Annotated in this window: 13 protein-coding genes; all 13 read left to right on the top strand. The window is 30.6% G+C overall.

The window, feature by feature from the left end; all coding sequences use genetic code 11:
• Positions 1-26 precede the first annotated feature (26 nt).
• The 13 genes from LPB302_RS07850 to LPB302_RS07785 all read left to right on the top strand — a co-directional run bounded on the left by LPB302_RS07850 (position 27) and on the right by LPB302_RS07785 (position 18,624).
• Entirely contained in the window at positions 27-1,301 is a 1,275-nt protein-coding gene (locus LPB302_RS07850) for a DUF2130 domain-containing protein (RefSeq protein WP_053974076.1), read from the top strand.
• A gap of 3 nt (positions 1,302-1,304) precedes the next feature.
• A complete protein-coding gene (locus LPB302_RS07845; protein WP_053974077.1) occupies positions 1,305-1,658 on the top strand; it encodes a hypothetical protein in 354 nt (117 codons plus the stop codon).
• Positions 1,659-1,820: 162 nt separating this feature from the next.
• Positions 1,821-5,063: a type I restriction-modification system endonuclease gene (gene hsdR / locus LPB302_RS07840; protein WP_053974078.1), complete on the top strand. Its 3,243-nt coding sequence runs from the start codon at positions 1,821-1,823 to the stop codon at positions 5,061-5,063.
• Between the two features lie 2 nt (positions 5,064-5,065).
• Complete coding sequence (locus LPB302_RS13970) at positions 5,066-9,502, top strand: DEAD/DEAH box helicase (protein WP_053974079.1); 4,437 nt, start codon at positions 5,066-5,068, stop codon at positions 9,500-9,502.
• Positions 9,503-9,505: 3 nt separating this feature from the next.
• Positions 9,506-10,123: a hypothetical protein gene (locus LPB302_RS07825; protein ID WP_053974080.1), complete on the top strand. Its 618-nt coding sequence runs from the start codon at positions 9,506-9,508 to the stop codon at positions 10,121-10,123.
• Positions 10,124-10,248: 125 nt separating this feature from the next.
• The gene (locus tag LPB302_RS07820; RefSeq protein WP_053974081.1) at positions 10,249-11,652 is read left to right on the top strand and encodes a class I SAM-dependent DNA methyltransferase; all 1,404 of its coding nucleotides are present in this window, start codon (positions 10,249-10,251) and stop codon (positions 11,650-11,652) included.
• Positions 11,653-12,981 carry a restriction endonuclease subunit S gene (locus LPB302_RS07815; protein WP_053974082.1) on the top strand — a complete coding sequence of 443 codons (1,329 nt, stop codon included), beginning with the start codon at positions 11,653-11,655 and terminating at the stop codon, positions 12,979-12,981.
• Positions 12,981-13,601, top strand: a complete 621-nt coding sequence (locus tag LPB302_RS07810) for a hypothetical protein (RefSeq protein WP_053974083.1) — start codon at positions 12,981-12,983, stop codon at positions 13,599-13,601. Before LPB302_RS07815 ends, LPB302_RS07810 begins: the two co-directional genes overlap by 1 nt.
• Before the next feature lie 100 nt (positions 13,602-13,701).
• Positions 13,702-13,926, top strand: coding sequence for a hypothetical protein (locus LPB302_RS07805; RefSeq protein WP_053974084.1), 225 nt, complete (start codon positions 13,702-13,704; stop codon positions 13,924-13,926).
• Between the two features lie 63 nt (positions 13,927-13,989).
• Positions 13,990-15,753 carry a hypothetical protein gene (locus tag LPB302_RS07800; protein WP_053974085.1) on the top strand — a complete coding sequence of 588 codons (1,764 nt, stop codon included), beginning with the start codon at positions 13,990-13,992 and terminating at the stop codon, positions 15,751-15,753.
• A gap of 337 nt (positions 15,754-16,090) precedes the next feature.
• Positions 16,091-17,161, top strand: coding sequence for a CBASS cGAMP-activated phospholipase (locus tag LPB302_RS07795; RefSeq protein ID WP_074613501.1), 1,071 nt, complete (start codon positions 16,091-16,093; stop codon positions 17,159-17,161).
• The gene (locus tag LPB302_RS07790; RefSeq protein WP_082329773.1) at positions 17,070-18,176 is read left to right on the top strand and encodes a CBASS cGAMP synthase; all 1,107 of its coding nucleotides are present in this window, start codon (positions 17,070-17,072) and stop codon (positions 18,174-18,176) included. Before LPB302_RS07795 ends, LPB302_RS07790 begins: the two co-directional genes overlap by 92 nt.
• The gene (locus LPB302_RS07785; RefSeq protein WP_053974087.1) at positions 18,166-18,624 is read left to right on the top strand and encodes a type II CBASS E2 protein; all 459 of its coding nucleotides are present in this window, start codon (positions 18,166-18,168) and stop codon (positions 18,622-18,624) included. Before LPB302_RS07790 ends, LPB302_RS07785 begins: the two co-directional genes overlap by 11 nt.
• Positions 18,625-18,732 lie beyond the last annotated feature (108 nt).

Here is an 18,732-nt window from a genome sequence, read left to right as displayed (position 1 = left end):
GTAGCATAATCATTAAAGAAATAGTTATGAAAGACAATCATGTAAAATGCCCAAATTGTAAAGAAGTTTTTAAAGTAGACGATGCTGTTTATAATAACATTGTGAATCAAGTACGCGACCAGCAATTCCAAGAAGAGCTGAATACTCATTTAGATAATGCTGAAAAAGATAAAAAATCAGCTATTGAGCTTGCAGAAGAGCGATTAAGAAATATAATGCAAAAACAGATAGATAATAAAGACAAAAAGATTCAAGAGTTAGAATTAAAAAGTAAATCGGCTTTAATTGAAGAAGTTTCTAAGAAAGATATAGAAATTTCTCAATTACAATCTAAGTTACAACAAGCCGAAAATGAAAAAAAAATAGCGCTACAAACTGCTGTAAATTCTATTGAAAAAGAAAAAAATCAATTAGAAAACGACATCAAGCTTAAAGAAGCTGAAAAAGTGAATCTGGAGAAATCCTTAAAAGAGGAATTTCGTCTAGAAAAAGATCATATAGCTAAAGAGCTGCAATTGAAAGATGATGAAATCCAACGCCTTAAAGACTTTAAACAAAAACAATCAACCAAAATGTTGGGTGAAAATCTAGAGCAACATTGTGAAAATAGTTTCAATCAATTAAGAGCTACAGGTTTCCAGAATGCATATTTCGAAAAGGACAATGATGCTTCTGGGGGTACAAAAGGAGATTATATTTTTAAAGAAGAAGATGAACAGGGTAATGAAATTGTTTCTATCATGTTCGAAATGAAAAACCAAAATGATGAAACCGCTACTAAAAAGAAAAACGAAGATTTCTTTGCCAAACTAGATAAAGATAGAAAAGCTAAAGGTTGTGAATATGCAGTGTTAGTGTCTATGCTAGAGGCAGATAGTGATTATTACAATACAGGTATAGTAGATGTATCTTATAGATACCCTAAAATGTATGTAGTACGTCCGCAATTTTTTATACAAATTATCACCTTGTTAAGAAATTCCGGAATGAAATCGTTACAGTATAAACAAGAGTTAAACATCATGCGTAATCAAAATGTGGACATCACCAATTTTGAAGATAAAATAGAGGAATTTAAAACCGGTTTTGCTCGTAATTATGATTTAGCCAGTCGTAAGTTTATGACTGCGATATCAGAAATTGACAAAACGATAAGTCATTTAGAAAAAACTAAAGCAGCCTTATTATCTTCAGAAAATAATTTGCGTTTAGCGAATAATAAGGCAGAGGATTTAACCATCAAAAAGTTAATCTATAACAACCCAACAATGAAAGAGAAGTTCAACAATTTAAAAGAATAAACGATGGCAAAATATCCTGAAACAGAACAAACCTATCAGGCATTAATAAATTTGAAGGCTATTGATAATTTTGTACACTTCAAGTTGATATTTGAAGAAGTTCAAAAGATTAGATTATCAAGAAATTTAAAAGAAAACCCATCTAACTTAAAAGGGAGAGTTAGAAGAAGTTTAACAAATGATGAAAAAACATTTGAAGTAAATGACTCTGAACAAAGCAATACTTTATCAATCACTAAACATTACCCGCAGTTTAGGGTAAAATCTAAAACCAATATTTCTTTTAATGAAAAAGGTCTAGTAAAGAGTACTAAAGAAGTAGAAGAAAATAGCTTTCAGTTATTATTAAAAACTTAGTTAAAGGATTCAAACTAGGTTAATTTACGATAGAGCCATTTTGTTTTTTGGAAAAAAGCAAGGAGTTTGTTGGTTACCAATTTAAATTAAAAAGCATCATTTAGTATTAAAACAAATGTTTTTTGTAATTTCAGTATTAAAAAAAATTGCAAGAATAACCCTATGTTTATATCAAACTTTACATTTTTAGAAAAAGAATATCCAGCACTTTATCGTTTAGGTATACTTGCTGAAAAAAATACGTACGAAGACCCAAGTACAACTTTAACTAAGCTGAGAATATTTTCAGAACAAGTTACTCTAATGCTTGGAGAGTTTGAGGGGTTTAGTGATTTTCAAAATTATAGCCAATTTGAAAGATTAAAAGCTTTAGATACTTCGAGTATTGTTCCTCAAGAAATAAAAGACATTCTGCATAAGTTACGTAAAAGTGGTAACAAAGGCTCTCATACAGGAGAAGCTTCTGGGGCAGAAGCTCGTTTTATGCTGCGTCAAGCTTTCAATTTAGGTGTCTGGTTTTATGAATTGTATGAAGAGGAAGATGTTAATGCAGCGTTTATAACACCTTCTAAAGTATCAACACCTAAAGAAGTTTTAAATAAAATAAAAGAAGAACTTGAAAGTACTAAAGAAGAATTAGCAGCTTTAAAAGCAAAAGCAATTTATTTCAAAGCCTCAACAGCAGAGCAAAAAGAAGAAAGAAAAGAAAGAGGTAAACGATTAGTTAAAAAAACTGAAGAAAATGAATCTGAAACAAGAGATCGTATAGACAAACAATTACGCGATGCTGGTTGGGAGTGTGATACGAAAACAATAAATTATAAAACACACAAAACATTACCACAGAAAGGTAAACAAATGGCAATTGCAGAATGGAAATGCGATAATAAATGGGCAGATTATGCATTGTTTTGCGGAGAATTACTAGTAGGTGTTATAGAGGCAAAAAAACATATTAAAAATGTAATGAGCGATCTAGGACAGGCGAAAAAATATAGTGAACTGATTAAAGAAAGTGAAGCTTTTTCATTTCCAGATCATCCCAATAGTAGTAACTATAAAGTGCCCTTTACATTTGCTACAAATGGTAGGTCTTATTTAGAACAGTATAGAACTGCTTCTGGAATTTGGTTTTGGGATGCCAGAAATCAAAAAAATATTGCCAGACCAATTTCAGATTGGTTTTCACCTAGAGACTTAATTGAAAAATTAGCATATGATGACGAGCAGGCTGTTAACAAACTAAAGCAAACAGATTTTGATCTTTTATCAGATCCAAGTGGCTTAAATCTTCGTGATTATCAAATAAAAGCCATAAAAAAAGTTGAAAATAAGATATTAACAAATCAGTTAGAAAGGCGTTCATTATTAGCAATGGCTACTGGTACAGGTAAAACAAGAACAATTATTGGTATGTGTTATCGTTTAATCTCTTCAGGTAGATTTAGACGAATTTTATTCTTGGTAGATAGACGTATGTTGGGTAAACAAGCATCAGACGCTTTTAAAGAAGTGCATGTAGAAGGTTTACAAACGTTTGCTCAAATTTATGATTTACAAGATTTAGAAGACAAAGCTGCTGAGTTAGATACTAAAATTCACTTTGCAACTGTACAAGGTATGGTGCATAGAATTGCCTATTCAGACAACCCACCATCTATAGGTGATTATGATTGTATTGTGGTAGATGAGGCACACAGAGGTTATACCTTGGATAAGGAAATGGATGATGAAGAATATATTTTAAGTGATCAGTTAGATTTTCAAAGTAAATACAGAATGGTATTAGATTATTTTGATGCCTATAGAATTGGTTTAACAGCAACACCAGCAATTCATACAAAAGAAATTTTTGGTAACCCTGTTTTTACATATTCATACAGACAAGCAGTTATAGATGGTTGGTTAATTGATTTTGAACCTCCTTATGTTTTTCAAACAACACTCTCTAAAGAAGGCATTAAATGGGAAAGAGGAGATGAGGTAAAAGTGTACGACCCAGAAGAAAACGAAATTAAAGACTTAGGGGTAACTCAAGATGAAATTAAAGTTGAAATCACAGGGTTTAATAAAAGGGTAATTACGGAGAATTTTAACAAAGCTGTTTTAGGTGCTTTAATTTCAGATTATGGAATTCATCCAGAAGACAAAAAAAAGACTTTAATATTTGCTGCAAATAATACACATGCAGATATGATTGTAGATGTATTGTATAAAGAATTTGAAGCATTAGGTGAAATTGTAGATGCAGATGCTATTAAAAAAATTACTGGGAATGTTTATGATAGAGAAGATTTACTAAGAAAATATAAAAACGACCAATACCCAAGTATTGTGGTAACTGTAGATTTATTAACTACAGGAATTGATGTGCCAAGTATTTCTAATCTGGTGTTTTTAAGACGTGTTAATTCTCGTATTTTATACGATCAAATGATTGGTAGAGCAACAAGACGTTGTGATGAAATAGGCAAAGAAGTATTTTTAATTTACGATTGTGTGGGTGTAACAGAAATAATGGCTAAAGAACAGGTTATGAAGCCTGTAGCGCCCAAAACATCTAAAACATTTTCTAATTTATTACATGAGATTTCTATAATTAAAGATGATTATGCTAAAGAAGTAAAGTTAGATAGAGTTTTAGCAAAAATGCAGCGTAAGTTGTCTAGTTTTAATGCAGAGCAAAAAGAGCAATTTGCAGCCTTATCAGGTAAATCTACTGTTAAAGAATTTGCAGAAAATATAAAAAGTTTTCCAGTAGAAGAGTTGCAATCAAAATTAGAAGATTATAACCATTTATGGACTTTTTTAGATAACGAAAAAGGAAAAGGAGGCAATTATCAAACTTTGTATAGCGATCATGCTGATAAAGTAGAAGAGGTGAATAGAGCTTACGAGAACAATTTAAAACCTAAAGATTATTTAGAGTCGTTTACACAATACATTCAAAATAATAGAAATAAAATAGCAGCATTAAACATTGTATGTACAAAGCCAAGTAGTTTAACGCGTAAAGATCTTAAAGAATTGCGTTTAATGTTAGATGTAGAAGGATACAGTCGTAATAAATTGAATACCGCTTATAAAGAAGTAACCAATCAGGAAATTGTGGCAGATATTATTGCACACATTCGTACTTCTGCATTAGGAGAAAATCTAAGAAGTCATCAAGAACGTATTACAACTGCCGTAGAAAAACTAAAAACCACTCATAATTGGAATCAAATTCAATTAAAATGGCTATCTAAAATAGAAGCACAGTTACAAAAAGAATCCATTATTACTATAGAAGATTTAAACAAACCTCCTTTTAGTTTAGATGGCGGATTAAAACGTTTAGATAAGGTCTTTAAAAATGAAACTGCCGATATTATTAAAGAATTAAACGAATATTTATACGCTTAAATATGAATCAGTTTAAAGCAGGTTATATTCTTTCTTCGGTCAAAAAAGTATTGACTACTTATGTCAAAAATGAAAATAATTCTTTTTTTAATGCATTAGAATTAGATGGTCTTTTTAAAACCTTAAGTGTTTTTGATGTTGCATCTGTGTTTGAATTAGCAACGCCAGAGAATCCTAATTCAATACTAGCAGTAGCTCACAACATAGTTACTAGAGGTGAACTAACATTCGCCAGTCCATTTATAGAGAGTAAAATATCAGAAGCCTTACAAGTAACTAAAAATTGTAAGAGGGAGCATGTTATAGAGTACGAATTTATAAAAGAAATTGATGTTCAGAGTATTTTTAATGCTTTACACCCAATAGATTCCAGGTTTAAAAACAGAAAAGAAAATTTATATTATGAAGACTTAGATAGTGGCTTTGAAAAAGATTTCTTATCAAAATACATCAAAAATCGTGATGCTCATATTTCATTTATGTTACAGCATCAAAGAAAACGAAATACACTAGGTGCATCTGATAACAATGAAGGGCGTGTTGATTTTAGTTTCGAAATACCATATTTAAATGAACGAAAAAAACTTAATAGATATAAAACTGAAACCAATATTAAAAATAGTAAAGTCTATGTAATCGAAATTGATGGTAAGAAATACCACGATAAATTAATTGATGATCTTAAAGATTTAGAAGTAAATAACTTTAATACAAATATACAGCATGTTACAGAGGATAATTTATTTAATGATATTGATGCTCTAATCGATAAACTATCCTCGGAAAAATATGTTAAGCTAGTTAAATCTAATTTTAATACTCCAATACAAGACTTAATTGAAACATATTCTTTAATCCATACACCTATATCTATAGCTCGGATACAAAAAGTATTACTACTCTACTTGTTAAATAATCCCAATTTAGAAAAACTTGATTTAGCCATACTAGAAAGAGATGTCCCATGCGCCCAATTAGCAATAATTGATCTATTACAAACTTTAAATAATCTCAGCGATCTATCATCCAAAGATGATTATAAGGTTCCTAAAATTAACCTAACTGTATTTACGTCTGAAGAATTTAAAAACAGCCCTTTACATTTTGGTAAAGAGCATAGTTTAATAGAAAGTTGTAATTCAAAACAGTATGATTTAGTTATCGATGTCGCATCATTAAGTAAATCTAATACCATTGATTACAAAACAGTTTTAAATAGTAATAATGTAATCGAAATTCGAAATTGTCACTTTAAAAACAAGAACACTATAAATCAGGTAATTTCGGCAAAATCGATAACATATATTGATTTTGTAAAATCTTTAGATAATGAATTATTTGAGGATATTCCTGAAGCAAAAGAAAAATTAGAGTATTTCGTACAATTAATTTTTAGAAAAAATAAATTTAGGGTTGGGCAACTACCAATTTTAAATAGAGCCTTAAAAAACAAATCGGTTATTGGTTTATTGCCAACAGGTGGTGGTAAATCATTAACCTATCAATTAGCAGCAATGTTACAACCAGGTATTACCATTGTGGTAGATCCTATTCGTTCTTTAATGCAAGATCAATATGATGGTCTTTTAAAAATGGGAATAGATAAAGCTGCTTTTATAAATTCATCATTAGGTCCTGGAGAACGTCGTTATAATCAATCTGTTTTATTTCCATCTGGTCAGTTACAATTTGTTTTTGTTTCGCCTGAACGTTTTGTTATTCATGATTTTAGAGACTTACTAAGCAAAACGAATGCGAATAATCACTTTTTTTCTTTTGCGGTTATAGATGAAGTGCATTGTGTAAGCGAATGGGGCCATGATTTTAGAACACCTTATTTGAATTTAGGTGAAAATGTCACAAAGTATACTAAGACTAAATCTAATGAATCGATACCAATATTTGGATTAACAGCAACAGCCTCTTTTGATGTTTTAGCAGATATTGAAAGAGAACTTAAAATACCAAATGATGACGGTGATGCATTGGTTAGGTATGAAAATTCAATAAGAAATGAAATTAATTATCAGGTAGTCCCGGTTTTATTTAATATTGATTTTATAAAAGCAACAAAAAATGGTTTAAGTCGCCAAGAAATTGGATATAGAAAGCAAGAAGAAATCTCAAAATTAATATCAAAAAACGATAATTTATTACTTGAGGAATTTAATAATGAGACCAGTTTAAATAAAATCCTTACCAGAGCTTACAATGATTATTTACCAGATAGTCAAAAAGTAAAAGGGAAGGTATTTCATCTTGAAAAAGATTATATTGAAATTCAAAAGAAGACGCTAAGTCTTAGTAAAGATGATGATTTTGGTAAATTTCAAAACAAAAAATATAAAGAAGGAACTGTAGTTTTTTGCCCACATAAAAATGGTGCAATTGGTGTTTTTGGTGTTAAAAGTAGTTTTGAAAATGACAATGGTAATGATGTCGGTTATTTTGTTGGTGCAGGTGATGGGTCTGATAGAAAAAAGTTAGATGAGGAATCGTTTAGGAATTTAGAGGCTTTCCAAGAAAACGAACAAAATATTATGGTCGCAACTAAAGCATTTGGTATGGGTATAGACAAAGCAAATGTTCGAAAAACCATACATATTAATCCTCCTTCTTCTATCGAGTCTTTTGTCCAAGAGGCTGGAAGAGCTGGTAGAGATGGTAAATTATCGCTATCATCAATATTAATTTCTACTACAGAGGAAGAAGTTAATGATAATGGAATTTTAAAAATTGAGACTGAAATAGGGAAGGACGATAAAGAAGTTCTAGAGTGGTTTCATCGCAATTCATTTAAAGGAAAGTTAAAAGAACGACAGGCAATATTCGAACTAAGAAGTAAAATTCATTTTCCTAATACCACTAAGTTTGTACAATTACAAAATGAGGTGAACCTTGAGTTTTCTCATTTTCCAATTAAGTTAAGCTGGTCTAAGGGGCATGATAGCTTTTTCGTAAACACTCTTGACACAGGAGATTATATTGGTGTTTTTAACTTAAAATGGGGTAAATTTTACCCAAACAAAAAAGACATAACTCATAATGAAATCTCCCAGGAAATTGGAAGTTATATATTAAATAAAATAAATATACTCCCCGAAAAACCAAAAAATCTATACAAGTATTTGTCTGAATCTGTTGTGAATGAAGACGAAAGTACCGGAATAGAAAAGGCTTTTGAAAATATGGTTATAGGGGAAGAAAAAGAAATTCGTATTCCTTTTACAAACAAATTTTATCCCCCATTCACAACCAGGGAGTATCAAGGCAATAAATTTGACCAAATCAACCAAAACCTTAGTGCTTTATTTCAAGCTTATAAGGAACCTTATGAAACTATTTATAATACAGGAAATAATCAAACTCCTGTGAAATCGTTCTCTGACTTTCTAATTCAACATTTTAAAAATGGGAGTGCTCAATCATTGTGTGATGATTTAATGTTATCAGATGAAAAGGCGATTCAAGATACAATGAGAAAATACTTTACTCCAAGAAGTGAAGAAGATACTGCCAAAGCTATTTATAGAATGATTTCCATCGGTATTATTGATGATTATACAGTGGATTATGCTAATAAATTGTATAAAGTAAAAATAGTAAAAAAAGAAACAGAAACTTACTTTGATAATTTATCTTATTTATTAACACGTTATGTTTCAGATGTATATGCGGTTAATGAGGTTCGAAAACTGAAAGAGCAATATGGCGCTCAAATTGAATCAAACAAATTAACTGTTATAAGCGTTTGTGTAAAGTATTTAACTGATTTTGTATATGATAAAATTGCTGAGAAAAGAAAGCAAGCAATTAATGATATCATTAATATGTGTGAATTAGCACTAACAAAAAAAGATGTTTTTTCACAAACAGAAATAATTAAAGATGAGATATTTTATTACTTCAATGCTAAATATTCTAGACGAGAGAATTTTGCTGATGTAATTAGGAATAAAAAAGGTAAAGAGATCCGCACTAAAATTCCGGCTTCTTTAATTGCGGATAAAGAAAAAGGTGTTCTACCTGACGTTTTGATAAAAAAATATATCGACTTAATGCAAGATGATGTCTCTGCAAGCTTTAAAAATAATATAAAGCATTTAAGAGGTGCTTGTATGCGTATGTTAAGGGTTAATCCTGACAGTTACTTGTTTAAAATGTTAAAGAGTTATACCTTATTTATTTTGTCTGACATAACTCCTGCTTTATTGGATCAAGCTATAAATGAATTATATGAAGGTATTTTGGCGTGGTACAAAGAGCCTGATCAAGATGCACTAGAATCTACCTTAGATTATATTAGACAAGAATTAATAAATCAGATTAAGAATAAAGATATACATAATAAATACGAGCAAACAATTGTTGCAGCTAATTTGGAATATTATTCAAATTGGACTAAAGAATTTACCGACAAATTTACAGAACAACTATAAAATATGACAGACTTAGAAATTAAAGTGTCTAACTCATTAGATACGCTTCATAAAGCCTTAAACAACCTTGAACCCGCTATTGTCCATGTGCAAAGTGTAGTAAAAGCTACGGAGGCAGTAAAATTAATTATAGACGAAAATATTAGTTTTTTAAATAGTCAAAAAGACTTAAATAAAGAACATAAAGTCCAACTTGTTTCTTCTTTAAATAAAGGTATAGATAGTATTTCTAAAAAGTCCTACGAAGTTTTAGATGGTGTTAAAAGTTCTACGGAAGATATTATTACACTAGATAAAAGTATAAATGATTATTTGTTGGCTATTAAAAAAATAGACTTCCCAACTCGTTTAACCAGTATTGAAGCTGATATATCTTCTGTGTCATCTGCCTTTAATAATATACAAGGAACTATTAGTACTATTCAAAATGAAATAATTAGATTGGAAAGAGAGAATAGCACTAAAATAAATTTAGTGAATGAAAACTTGAATAGTAATCACCAGTTGACTGTTGAAAAAATAGAACAAGTAGTGAAGGAAAACAAAACTTTAAAAATTATTATGATTACAACTGCGGTTTTGTCTTTAATCTCTATAGTAACTAACTTTTTTAATTCTTAAAGTGAGTCGTAAATTTTATCACTTATATTATAAAATATAAAAAGGTTTTTCAGAAGATTTTTAATTATCTGGACCTAATAAAGAGATATTGTAAATAACAAGACAAACAATAATATTATAGAAAAATGGCATTAAGCACACAAGAAATAGTAAACAAACTTTGGAATCTCTGTAACGTATTAAGAGACGATGGTATTACCTATCACCAATACTTAAACGAATTGACCTTTATTCTGTTTTTAAAAATGGCAGAAGAAACCGATTATAATGATAAACTGCCAGAAGGCTATAGATGGGAAGACCTAAAACAAAAAGAAGGTATTGAACTCGCTACATTTTACCGAAAATTATTGTTGCATTTAGGCACAGAAAGTAAAGGTAAAATTCAAAAGATATACAACAACGCACAAACTAGTATACAAGAACCAGCCAACCTGCGTAAAATTATAAAGCATATAGACGAGCTAGATTGGTTCGAAGCCAAAGATGAAGGTTTAGGCGAAATGTACGAAGGCTTACTAGAAAAAAATGCCAGCGAAAAGAAATCTGGAGCAGGCCAATACTTTACTCCAAGACCTTTAATAAATGTGATGGTGCGTTTAATGGACCCTAAAGTGGGCGAGCGTTTAAACGACCCAAGTTGTGGTACCTACGGATTTATGATTGCTGCACATCATCATATTTTAGAAAACAATGATATTTACAGCTTAAATGAAGCGCAAAACATCCATTTGCAAACCGAACAATATTCTGGCTGCGAATTGGTAGGCGATACACATCGTTTGGCAATGATGAACGCCTTTTTACACGGAATGGGTGGTAATATTGCTTTGGGAGATTCTTTAAGTTCTTTTGGTGAAACTGTAAAAAACAAAGATTTGGTGTTGGCAAACCCACCTTTTGGAACCAAAAAAGGAGGAGACAGACCCACCAGAACAGATTTGGTTTATCCAACTTCTAACAAGCAATTGAATTTTTTACAAGGTATTTACAGAAGCTTACATACTAGAGGTGGTGCAAGAGCTGCTGTAGTATTGCCAGATAATGTGTTGTTTGAAGATGGAGATGGGCAAAACGTACGTAAAGATTTAATGGAAAAATGCAATCTACATACCATTTTGCGTTTGCCAACAGGTATCTTTTACGCAGCAGGTGTAAAAACCAACGTATTGTTTTTTGATCGTGGCAAAACCGACAAACAAAATACCAAAGAAGTGTGGTTTTACGATATGCGTACCAATATGCCAAAATTTGGAAAACGCACACCTTTTACTGAAAGTTATTTTGCAGATTTTGAAAAAGCCTATACAGCCAAAGATCGTAACAAAATAAAAGACGAACGCTTTAGCTGCATAAGCAGAGAAGTTATTGGAAAAAAGAACGACTCTTTAGACTTAGGTTTAATTGCTGATGATAGGATTATCAAAGCCGAAGACATTGGAGAACCTATAGATATTGCCAAAGAAGCCTTAACCGAATTAACCAGCATTACTCAAGAGTTGAATGCCATAATAAAAGCATTACACTAGATGGAGAATATGTTACCAAAAAACTGGGTTGAAACTGATTTAAAATCATTTTGCTTTTCTATAAAAGATAAGGGGGAAATAGGAGTTATACCTTATTTAGAAATTGGAGCAGTTAATGTTTTTGATAAAAAATATCAACTTCTTTCAGAAAAACCTTCAGTCAAGGGAAATAGACTTGCTATAAAAAATGATATTTTAGTTTCTAGGGTTAGACCAACTAGAGGTGCAATTGTTATGGTAAATGAGGATGTATTAAATGTTTCATCTGCTTTTACAATTTTACGCAGTATAAATAAAACTTCAAGTAAATTACTTTTTTACTTTCTATCTTATAATAAAGATTTTTTAAATTTTCTTGGGGATAAATGCACTGGTACAATGTATCCAACTGTTTCAGAAACTGAACTTTTGAAGTTTCAATTTTACTTACCACCATTGTTTTTACAACAACGCATTGTTACCAAGTTAGAGGTGTTATTTGGGCATTTAGACAGTCTTAAAACCCGTTTAAACCACATGCCACAAATCCTTAAAAACTTTAGACAAGCGTTATTAACTCAAGCAGTAACTGGCAAACTTACTGAAGAATGGCGTGTTGGAAAGGAGTTGGAGGATGCTTCAATCAATGTTAATCTAGGGAGTTATTTAACAGAAATAAAATATGGAACATCAAAGAAATCAGATTATGGCGTTGATGGAATGCCAATTTTAAGAATACCTAATATTAAAGACGGTGAAATTGACACATCAGATTTGAAATTTTCAATACTTGATGAGAAAGAGTATCAAAAAGTACTTTTAAAAAAAGGAGATGTTTTAATTATTCGATCAAATGGAAGCATTTCAATTGTAGGTAAAACAGCGATAGTTAGACATCAAAAAGAGATGGGATATGCTGGCTATTTGGTAAGATTAAGGTCTGGAGAAAAACTAAATTCAGAATATCTAAATTATATGCTTTCAAGTCCTAATTTAAGAAGACAGATTGAAGAAAAGGCGCGTTCAACAAGTGGTGTAAATAATATTAATACAACTGAAATTAAAGAATTAAAAATTAATGTTTTTGATATAAAAGAACAAACTGAAATCGTAAAAAGAGTAGAACATTTATTTGCCAAAGCAGATGCTATAGAAGCCCAATACCAAAGCCTAAAAACAAAAATAGACAGCTTACCACAGGCTATTTTAGCCAAAGCTTTTAAAGGCGAGTTGGTAGAGCAATTAGATACAGACGGAGATGCTAAAGAGTTGTTGGCAGAAATACAAAAGTTAAAAGCAGCTGCACAACCGATAAAGAAAAAAAGGGCTACTCGTAAACAGAAAGTATAATGAGTAAGCAATTATTTAATGAGTTAAAGGCAGATATTTTAAAGGAGTTCTCAATAGTAGAAGAGGTTTTAAAAACGGGGCAATTTGTAAGTACCTCAAATGATGAAGTTTCTATACAAATAGAAGCAGAGGAGTTTTTTTCTAAAAATAATAAAGAAATAATAAAACTTCTAAAACCAAAGTGTAGTCAATTTAAAAATGATATTATTTACAAAATAGAGCTATGTAATATTATAGATAAAAGCAATTTCATGGAAAGTTTCCAATTAGCAAAAGATAATAAGGTAGAAAATAGGGCTTTTTGTAAATTTAATTCAGAAAATTTAGATCATATTAAAAGCGATGTCAAAAATACTTTAGTACTTTATATAGGTTCAAGCAAAGCCAAAAGTGTAATAACTAGAATGAGACAACATTTGGGGTTTGCTGGTAAAACTACATATGCAATGCATTTAAAAAGTTGGTTGCCGAAAGCAATTAAATGTTCCATTAAAATAACATTTTTAGAACTTGCTTATAATAACAAAATAAAAGTAAAAACTAATATTTTAGAATTGGTAGAACAAACCTTATGGTATAGAGAAAAACCATTGTTAGGTAAAAAAAGCGGGTTGATGTAAAATAAAAATTAAAAGAAAAAGAAAAGAAAAGTAGGAATTTTTGAATTGAGTGATGGTTTTTTGGTGTTTGTTTGTCAACAATTACCTTGGGTTTAATTAATTGGTTGTTTGCATTATCCAACCTTATCTATTTTTTTTCAGCTTCACTAAAAAATTTCCCAACGATTGTATAAAAGAAAGTATTCCATCAACATTTGTAACTATAGGTTTATTAGGTACCTTTTTAGGAATTGCCTATGGTTTAATAAATTTTAATACAGATCCTGGTGCAATTAAAGATAGTAGTGCAGAATTATTGGATGGTTTAAAAGTAGCATTTGTTTAATTTAGTGCAATTACCCTGCATAGTTCAGTTGTAATATTGTAGTATAATTTTAAAGCTATTATTATGACGACTTATCAGAAGCACTGGAATGCAGAAATTGAAACTTTATTAAGTGAGTTAAATGCCCCACAATCTCTAGAAGAAAATATCATCGATACATTACACAATGCAAAACGTACCGGTATTTTTCCGAATCAAATTATCAATGCTTTACGTCTAGGTTTGTCAATCAAAGAAGGGCATCAAAATATGGCATTTGTGGCCTCAATGCAAAGTGGTAAGTCAGGTACAATCTATTTCTTATGCAATTACGTATTACCAGCAATTGGGTTAATTCGTGAATACGAATCTATTTTATTTGTAACAAGTATGCGAGATACAGATTTGTATGACCAAAACTGTAGAGTATTACAAAGAGAATATTATGATGCAGCTACAGATCAAATAAAAGCTTCAAAGTTGAAGGTGATGAAAATGAGTGATTTTTTCAATCATCCAAACCCACACAAAGTAGTCAATGAATTTGATGTACAGCTGATTGTAAGAGATGAAGATCAATATGGTTGTGGTGAGGAATCTAGTTTTCAAGTTGCTTTTTTTGCGGAATTAAGAAGGCGTATTGCAGATATTAAATTGTTAGCTGTAAGTGCAACACCTTATGACATTTTAGACGCTCAGTATAATGGAGATGCAGATGTAGACGTAATTGTGGGGGTACGTCCTCCAGAATACTATGGTATTTCAGAAATGTTGGGTGATGGATTAATTGAAGATATTCCAGAGGATTTTAAACCATTACAATCACAAAGAATTGAAGGGGAAACTGTGTATAATGTTCATCCAAAAGTTCAGGTATACGTAAACTTCTTAAATACGTTTGAAAATGGTTTAGGGGTAATAAGAGAATCGAATACCACCAGGGCAACAGAACTGAGAAGGTTGTTAAAAGAGGAATACAAACAAGAATGTAAAGTAATATTGATAGGTTCAAATTCGGTTTGTGATTTTAGTATTAATGAAGGAATAAAAGAAATCTCAGATTTAATTTTAAAACGTGGTCAAAGAGTTGTCCTAATTATAGTGCAAGCTTTAACGGCTGGAAAAGATTTGGGAATGTTAAAAGAGAAGGTGCGTTTTGGTATCGAGCCAAGAGATAAACAGTTAGCAAATGGAGCGCAAGGAATTACAGGTCGTTTTTGTGGGTATCATAAAAATAGAGATATCAAATTAATGGCAAGCTTAGAATTACTAAACCACTATGCACAGTTCGAACAAGATTGGGAAATTTTTGCAGATCCAGAATGGCGAAATAATTTATACAATGCGAATGTTAGAGGATTAAGTACGCATACCAAGTTTGTGAAAAACCAATCACAAGGGGTGTTTACACCAATTGAAAATATTGAATTTATTTCTTACCAGGAATTACTTACTGAAGATGGAAGAAATAAGTTACAATTTATAGATGATGAAGCCTACTATCGTTTATTAAGCTTTTTTGATCCTACGTTTTATAATGGTCAAACCAAAGGAACAAGATTCAACCAAAAAGGGGTAACAGTGCGTATTGCATCTGGTTACAATCAAAATAGTAACCGTGTATACAAAAATTGGCAAAGTAATTTAGAGTCAGATTTTGGTAGTGTTTTTTTTAAGAAAAACCAATACAATTATGGATTATTAATCAGCAACTTCCCAAAAGATGATGAAAGAAATACAATGGGTGAAACAGGAGTAAAAATCATCACTTCAGGCGAAAGAGAATGGAGAGAACAAGAAACATTGGTACAAAATAATTCGATGTATAGTATTGATGAGGTAGCGTAAGTGTAATATTGTCAGTTAATTGTGTTGTAGTTATTAACAATTAGGGCTACTTACAAACATTAATTAATTTTTATTTTGTTTTCAATGACAAGCTGTCAAATTAAGAAAATTTTAACAAATGGAACAATACTTGCATTTTTAGTAAGCATAAAAAAAAGTCCCAACATTCGACCGGAAGGACCTTAAAATTGAAAGTGAGTAGTAAAATGTAAAGGATACTACCCCATATTTTGTGGCGCAATATACAGCCTAACTTCTAAACTACAAAATATTTTAATTTCCTTTCACGGTTTAAACTTTACGTCTGTAAACGTTGAGTAAATTTTATAAATTATTTATGAGTAATAATAAATTTAAAATTTTAAGTATTGATGGTGGTGGTATTAGAGGTGTTTTTCCTGCAAGATTTTTATCAAAATTAGAAGCTGATTTAAAGTCTCCAATAGCAGAAAATTTCGATTTAATCTGTGGTACTTCTACAGGAGGTATTCTAGCTCTAGCTCTAGCTCTTAAAATACCTGCTTCAGATATTGAAAAACTTTATGTAGAGAATAGGAAATTAATTTTTCCCCCTTTTTATAGGAGGTGGCGATTAGGTCTAAATAGGGCAAAATATAATAATAAGAAACTTGAAGACCTTATTAGAAATAAGTTTAAGAAAGCTAATAATGATATAGAACCTCTAATAGCAGATTTATATACAAGAGTTTGTATTACAGGTTATGATTTAATCAATGCCAAACCAAAAGTTTTCAAAACCCCTCATAAAGATGATTATTACACAGATTTACATATTCCTGCTTATCAAGTAGCTATGGCAACTTCAGCGGCACCAACTTATTTTAATCCTTATTCGAGTAATTATTTAATAGGTGATGATAATCTTAAAGAAGAATTTTTAATGCGTGTTGACGGTGGTGTATTTGCAAATAATCCAGCTTTAATTGGATTAACTGAAGCGCATTGCTCATTGGGCATTCCATATGCGGATATTGAGTTGTACTCAATAGGTACTGGTCAATCAACTTACAATGAAACAAGGTCTAAAATATGTTATGGCCTATTTAATAAACCATTTGGTGCAAAATATTGGATATCAAAAATTAGAATTTTAGACTTAATGATGCAGGCACAATCAAGGCATGTACATGATTTATGTATCATATTTTCAGGTGGGACTGGTAATATAAAAAGTAAAGTTTTTGAATACTATCGAATACAACAAGAGTTCCTTGGTTTTAAAATTGCTATGGATTCAAATAAAAAAAATAAGCTAGAAAAACTAATGTTTATGGCTAGTAATAAATATCAACTACATGGACAATCTATTCTTTCAAGTATTAAAAAATATAATAGATGGAATGATTATTCATCAATTAACAGAAGATACACCTTTAAAAATAAATAATATGGCAAACTGTAATAAATTGTTTTTAGATTTTAACGATAAATTAAAATTAACATCTTCAAAAATTAGAAGAATGATAACTGCAAGAGAAAATATTAAAACTAAAATCGCGGAATACTTTAAAGATAAATCCAAGTATAGTTTTTCCGGAACTTGGATACAAGGTTCATATAAAATGGATACTATAATCCGTACAAATGAAGATACTTGTGATATGGATTTAGGTGTGTATTTTAAATCCGTTGATTCAGAAGTAACCACTGCTACTGTAATGGATCATGTTTTCAAAGCAGTTGAAAATGTAACGTCTACAACACCTTCTAAAAAAAGTAAGTGTATTAGGGTTATATACAAGGATGATTTTCATATTGATATACCAGTATATCATTACAATTCAGAGGAACATAATCACCCAAAACTAGCAACACGTTACAATGGTTGGGAGGAAAGCGACCCAAAAGATTTCTATGTTTGGTTTAACGAGAAAAGTGAAGATTTACCTCAAATGAAACGGATTGTTAAGTATTTAAAAGCATGGTCAGATAATAAAAAAGGGAAGTTTCCTTCTGGTTTGGCCTTTACTATTTGGGCAGTAAAACATTTAGAATTAAATGATAGAGATGATGTAGCCTTATATGAGGTACTTAAAAAAATAAAAAATGATATAGATTATAGTTGGTTCTTGCCAATGCCTGTAACACCATTCGATGATGTTTGTAAAAAGCTTTCAGATCAACAAAAATCTAATTTTAAAGATGCTTTAAAAGCTTTCATTGATGATGCAAAAGATGCTTTAGAATCTAAAAATCAACTGGAGGCTAGTAAGTTGTGGCAGGCACATCTTGGTGATAGATTCTCAGATGGTGCTGATGAGGATACAGATGCCAAAGAAGCTGCTTTACGCCGTATATCAGAGAAAGTTTTAGCAAGTAATGCTTACTCACAACGTTCAGGAGTTTTAAATGATGATACTTTAGGAGTTAAAAATAAACCTCATACTAATTATGGTGGTTAAAAGGTATCATAAAAACAGGTTCAAAGTAAAGAAGCTTAATTTACAGACTAGAATTATCTTAATTAGAGAGAAAAAATTTATTGAATCATATTATGAATTTCTAAAGTGTTCAGTAAAAAAGAATAAGCTAATTTGTATTGGTAAGGTAAAACCAACCGAATATTCCAAAGAATATACTATAAGGATAGTTTATGATGGTTTAAATTCACCAAAAGTATACGTAATAGATCCAGAAATTGAATATCATGATGATATACATATGTTTCCAAAAGAGAAAAACCTGTGTTTATATCATCCAGAAACAGATAATTTTCACTGGAACTTTAAAAAGCATAATATATTTGACACCATAATACCTTGGGCACTAGAGTGGTTTGTTTTTTATGAACTATATCAAATTACTGGTAATTGGGAACATCCTTTCGTACAACACAATTTAATTAAATAGTTAACCCTTTTACCAAAGCTAAGTTACATAATGCGCAGTTATAGGTACATTCATTCACTTTCTGCCCTATAACGCCATTATGTAAAATAGCTGTACATCAAAGGCTCA

The sequence above is a fragment of the Polaribacter dokdonensis genome (genome assembly GCF_024362345.1).
In the GTDB taxonomy this organism is placed as follows: domain Bacteria; phylum Bacteroidota; class Bacteroidia; order Flavobacteriales; family Flavobacteriaceae; genus Polaribacter; species Polaribacter dokdonensis.
This window is presented reverse-complemented; position numbering and strand designations above follow the sequence as displayed.